The sequence below is a fragment of the Gordonia sp. (in: high G+C Gram-positive bacteria) genome (assembly GCF_012515855.1).
Lineage (GTDB): Bacteria > Actinomycetota > Actinomycetes > Mycobacteriales > Mycobacteriaceae > Gordonia.
This window is the reverse complement of record NZ_JAAYXO010000147.1, coordinates 1-3,827: the sequence shown is the minus strand read 5'-3', so window position 1 is coordinate 3,827 and position 3,827 is coordinate 1. Positions and strand designations below refer to the sequence as shown.

General features: G+C 70.1%; 4 protein-coding genes and 1 pseudogene. 2 read left to right on the top strand and 3 right to left on the bottom strand.

Annotated features, from left to right (window positions below):
* Window positions 1-456, top strand: a 456-nt coding sequence (locus tag GX543_RS11005) for a hypothetical protein (protein WP_290851947.1), incomplete at its 5' end; no start/stop codon positions are given.
* Here GX543_RS11005 and GX543_RS11000 read toward each other — a convergent pair.
* Together GX543_RS11000 and GX543_RS10995 are read right to left on the bottom strand one after the other, a co-directional pair.
* Complete coding sequence (locus tag GX543_RS11000) at window positions 457-1,254, bottom strand: MerR family transcriptional regulator (RefSeq protein ID WP_290851946.1); 798 nt, start codon at window positions 1,252-1,254, stop codon at window positions 457-459.
* Window positions 1,255-1,298: 44 nt separating this feature from the next.
* Complete coding sequence (locus GX543_RS10995; RefSeq protein WP_290851945.1) at window positions 1,299-1,868, bottom strand: TIGR03086 family metal-binding protein; 570 nt, start codon at window positions 1,866-1,868, stop codon at window positions 1,299-1,301.
* 256 nt (window positions 1,869-2,124) lie between these two features.
* On the opposite strand from GX543_RS10995, the gene GX543_RS10990 reads away from it, so the two are divergent.
* Entirely contained in the window at window positions 2,125-3,531 is a 1,407-nt protein-coding gene (locus GX543_RS10990) for an IS110 family transposase (RefSeq protein WP_290851944.1), read from the top strand.
* Between the two features lie 35 nt (window positions 3,532-3,566).
* Here the strand turns inward: GX543_RS10990 and GX543_RS10985 are convergent.
* Window positions 3,567-3,827: pseudogene (locus GX543_RS10985) on the bottom strand (hypothetical protein); the annotation flags it as partial.

Below are 3,827 nucleotides of genomic sequence, written 5' to 3'. Positions count from 1 at the left end.
GTGCACGCGGTGGGCGTCATCCTCGACGGCGTGGCGACCGGCACCGGTGACTCGGGCCGCGGGGCCCGCTACAACTCGGCCATCCGCTACCTCGCCGGCGACGGCCGCGGTGCGATGGTGATCATCGTCAGCGAGGACGGCAAGATCGACCTGCTGCCCAAGCTGAAGCGCCGGTTGCGCCGCGAGACAGTGCAGCGCACGGTCGACCGGCTGGTCGCGCGCTCGGCCGAGGGCGAGGACCTCGAGGCGTTCGACCGCGCCAACCGCGCGGTGGAGGAGATCGAGTTCTACCTCAACCAGGACCAGTGCAACGCGGTCAACGACGCCCGCGAGGCCGTCGCGGGCCGGCGGTGGGTCGAGGACCACCTGCGCCGCCAGTTCGTGCCCGTCGCGCCCGACCCGGCGATGGACGACAGCTACTTCGTCGACCGCCGGGCGGGGACGACCGAGAGCTGATCAGTCGACCGGCTGCTGGAGGTCGACGACCCAACCGTCGCCGTCGAACGGCGTCGACAGGTACACCTCGCGGCAGGTGCCGTGCGCCGTGAGCCCGCGACGCTCCACCTCGCTGACCAGGCCTTGCCAGGCGGCCTGGATCGCGTCGAGGTCGGGTGCGACATACTGCGTGGTCAGCGCCCGGTCGACCGCCGCCACCGCGATCTCGTCGAGGCCGGCCGGGGTGGGCGCGTCCCCGATCGGCTCGGCGGCGGAGGCGACCATCGCGTCGCCGTCGGGGGTGTAGAGGGCGACGCCGGGGCCGACCGGATGGACGCCTGCCGCCGCCAGCGCCGAGCCGACGGAGTCGAACAGCGGGCCCATCTCGGTCTCGAACGACGCCATGTCGGTGATGCGCACCGATCGGGCAACCAGGGTCAGGGCGGGCAGGGTGGTCTCGTGGAACGTGGACATGGGGTTCTCCTTCGCGATCAGGCGGATCCTCGCCTGGACCTGCGCGAGACGGCGTGCGTCGGCCCTCAGTTGCTGGGTCAACGCCTCAGAGCGTTGGCGCAGCAACTCCAGCACCTCGTCCTCGGACGCCCCATCGGCCAGCAGGTGGCCGACCTGGTCGAGGGAGAAGCCGAGGTCCTTCAGCGCGACCAGGCGGTTGGCCCGGTCGAGTTGGCCGGTGGAGTACGAGCGGTAGCCCGTGTACTCGTCGACGCGAGCCGGCTCGAGCAGGCCCAGCCGGTCGTAGTGCCGCAGCATGCGCACCGACACCCCGACCAGGCGGGCGAACTCTCCGATACTCAACATGTCAGCACTCCACCGCCTGACACCGTGTCAGGGTCAAGCTCCGCTCACGAAGCCGTCCAGTACGGGTCGCGCCCGATGAAGGACATCAGCCTGTCGGTGGCGTCGGCGTCGTCGCGCAGCGGCCCGCGGGCCGTGCCGAACTGGCCCGAGCCGCGCAGCATCTCCTCGATCGGCTCCATCCCCGCCAGCATCCCGGCGGCCACGTCGGCGTCGAGCCGGTCGTCCTGGCCGGTCGCGCGGGACAGGTCCCACGTGTGCATGAACACGTCGGCGGTGTAGAAGTTCTGGATCATCACCGGCAGCGGCATGTCGCCGGTCATGGGGTTGGAGTAGGTCTTGGACGCCGTGGCCGGGTCCTCGAGGACCGCTTGGACGGCGTCGCGCTGGTGCTCCCACGCGGCGAGCAGGTCGGCCTTCGGATCCGGCCCCGCGGGCAGTTCGATGTCGGAGCCGGCGGCGAGCATGCCCGGGAACCACTCCAGCAGGTGCTCGACGACCGAGCGGGCCGTCCACCCGGCGACGGGGGCGGGGGCGTCCCAGTCGGTGACGCCCTTGATGCGATCGGTGAACGTGGCGGAGGCCGCGCGGTGGGCCTCGGCGAACTCGTTGGTCATGCCGCAAACGCTAGCCGTGGCGTCCGACATTTAGCCTGACGGTGGGTCCGTGGGCGGTCGAGCGTTCCGACCGGGACACGTGGTGATCCCTGGCATCTGAGTGGTCGCCCGCGGACTCGGTGTCTGGTCGAGCGGTGTCCCTGTTCGGGAACTTGGAGCCAGCCGGCGTGCGGGACTCCTGCTTAGAGAATGTCTGGGCCGTGGCCGCGGTGGTCAGTCACCTGGGAACCCGAAAGTGACTGACAGGAGGACGCCGATGGCGTTGACATTGGGAATCGACGTGGCCTGCCGGGCCGCGCATCAGGCCACGCTCGCGGTCGACGGCAAGACCGTGTGGCGGGGCAGGAAGTTCTGGACCCGACCGGCTGATCTGGAGCGGCTCTGGGACGACCTCGACCTGGCAGAGCCGGGCGAGCTGACCGTGGTGGTTGAGCCGACCAGGAACGCGTGGATCGTGGTCGCGGAGTGGTTCCGCCGCCGCGGCGCAACGGTGGTGATGGTCCCGACCACGCAGTCCTCGGACCTGCGCAAGTACTACTCCAAGCACACCAAGAACGACCGGATCGACTCCGAGTTGCTCGCGCGGCTGCCGCTGCTGCATCCCGAGGGGCTGCGGCCCTACTCCGGCCAAGGGCCGGCCGATCCGCTGCGCAGGTTGACCAGGCAGCGCTCGACGATGGTGAAACGTCGCACCGCGGTCTACGCACGACTCGACGCGCTGACCGAGCTGCTCGGCCCGGCCTGGTACGAGGCCCTCAACGCCCGCTATGGCATCGCCGCGTTGGAGTTCTTGGCCCGCTACGCCGATCCGCACGCGGTGATCCGGCTCGGCCAGGCCCGCCTGGCACGGTTCCTGATCGCCCGTTCCCGCGGCGCGTGGCGCGAAGACCGGGCCGCCGCGTTGATCGTCGCAGCCAAGGAGACCCTCTCGTTGTGGACCCTTGATGACGGCAGCGACGGGATGGACTTCGCCGAGCTCGCCGCCGACATCGCCCACGAGGCCGAGCAGGCACTGTTCCTGACCGGTCAGATCAAGGAGATCGACGAGCGGATCGCGAACCTCTACGCCGATGCCGACCCCGACGGGATCGTCGCTTCAGCGCCAGGGGTCGGGCCGGTCATCAGTGCCGTGATCGCCGGCCGGATCGGTGACCCGCACCGGTTCACCTCCCTGGCTGCGATCCGCGCCTACTCCGGTCTGGTGCCGAAGGTCAGCCAGTCCGGGGTGTCGAAGGTCGAGTCCTCGATCACCAAGGCCGGCGACCCGCTGCTGCGCGAGATGCTGTTCGCCGCTGCTGACCAGGCCCGCAAGGTCGACCCGCAGATCGCGGCGAAGTACCAGCGGCTGATGGCAGGCGATCGGCACCACTCCTCAGCGGTCTGCCACCTGGCCACGACCATGCTGACCCGGATCGCGACCTGCATGCGCACCGGCCAGCACTACGTCCTACGCGACGTCGACGGCACCCCGATCACCGAGGCCGAAGGCCGCGCGATCGTCAAGGACCGCTACCAACTCCAACCGCGCCGCCGCGACAACGTCCGGCACCAGCGGATGCGCGAACGCCGCAAGCATGCGGCGGGCCAGGAGTCACAGGAGTCGCAAAGCGCTCCAACATCCCAGCCCGCCTCCACCAAGCCTACAAGCCGCCAAGTGGCTTGACGTTCCTTAGGAACTCAGAAGTCTGCCGAAGGGCGCTACAGGTGCTCGCGCATGCCGGCGACGACCTGGTCGAACAGGGGCCGCGGCAGCGAGACCGAGACGCGTCGCACGGCATCCGGGTCGAGGCGGAGGACGCGGTTCACCCGCACCTCTGACTCGCGGCCGCGGTTGTCCCAGTCCCCGGCGCCGATGTCGACCCAGAAGCGGCCCGCGCGGGCTTCCTGGCGCTCGTCGAAGTCGTGGTCCTTGCTGGTCATCTGCAGGCCCAGCAGCCACGGGCCGTCGCGCCCGACGAG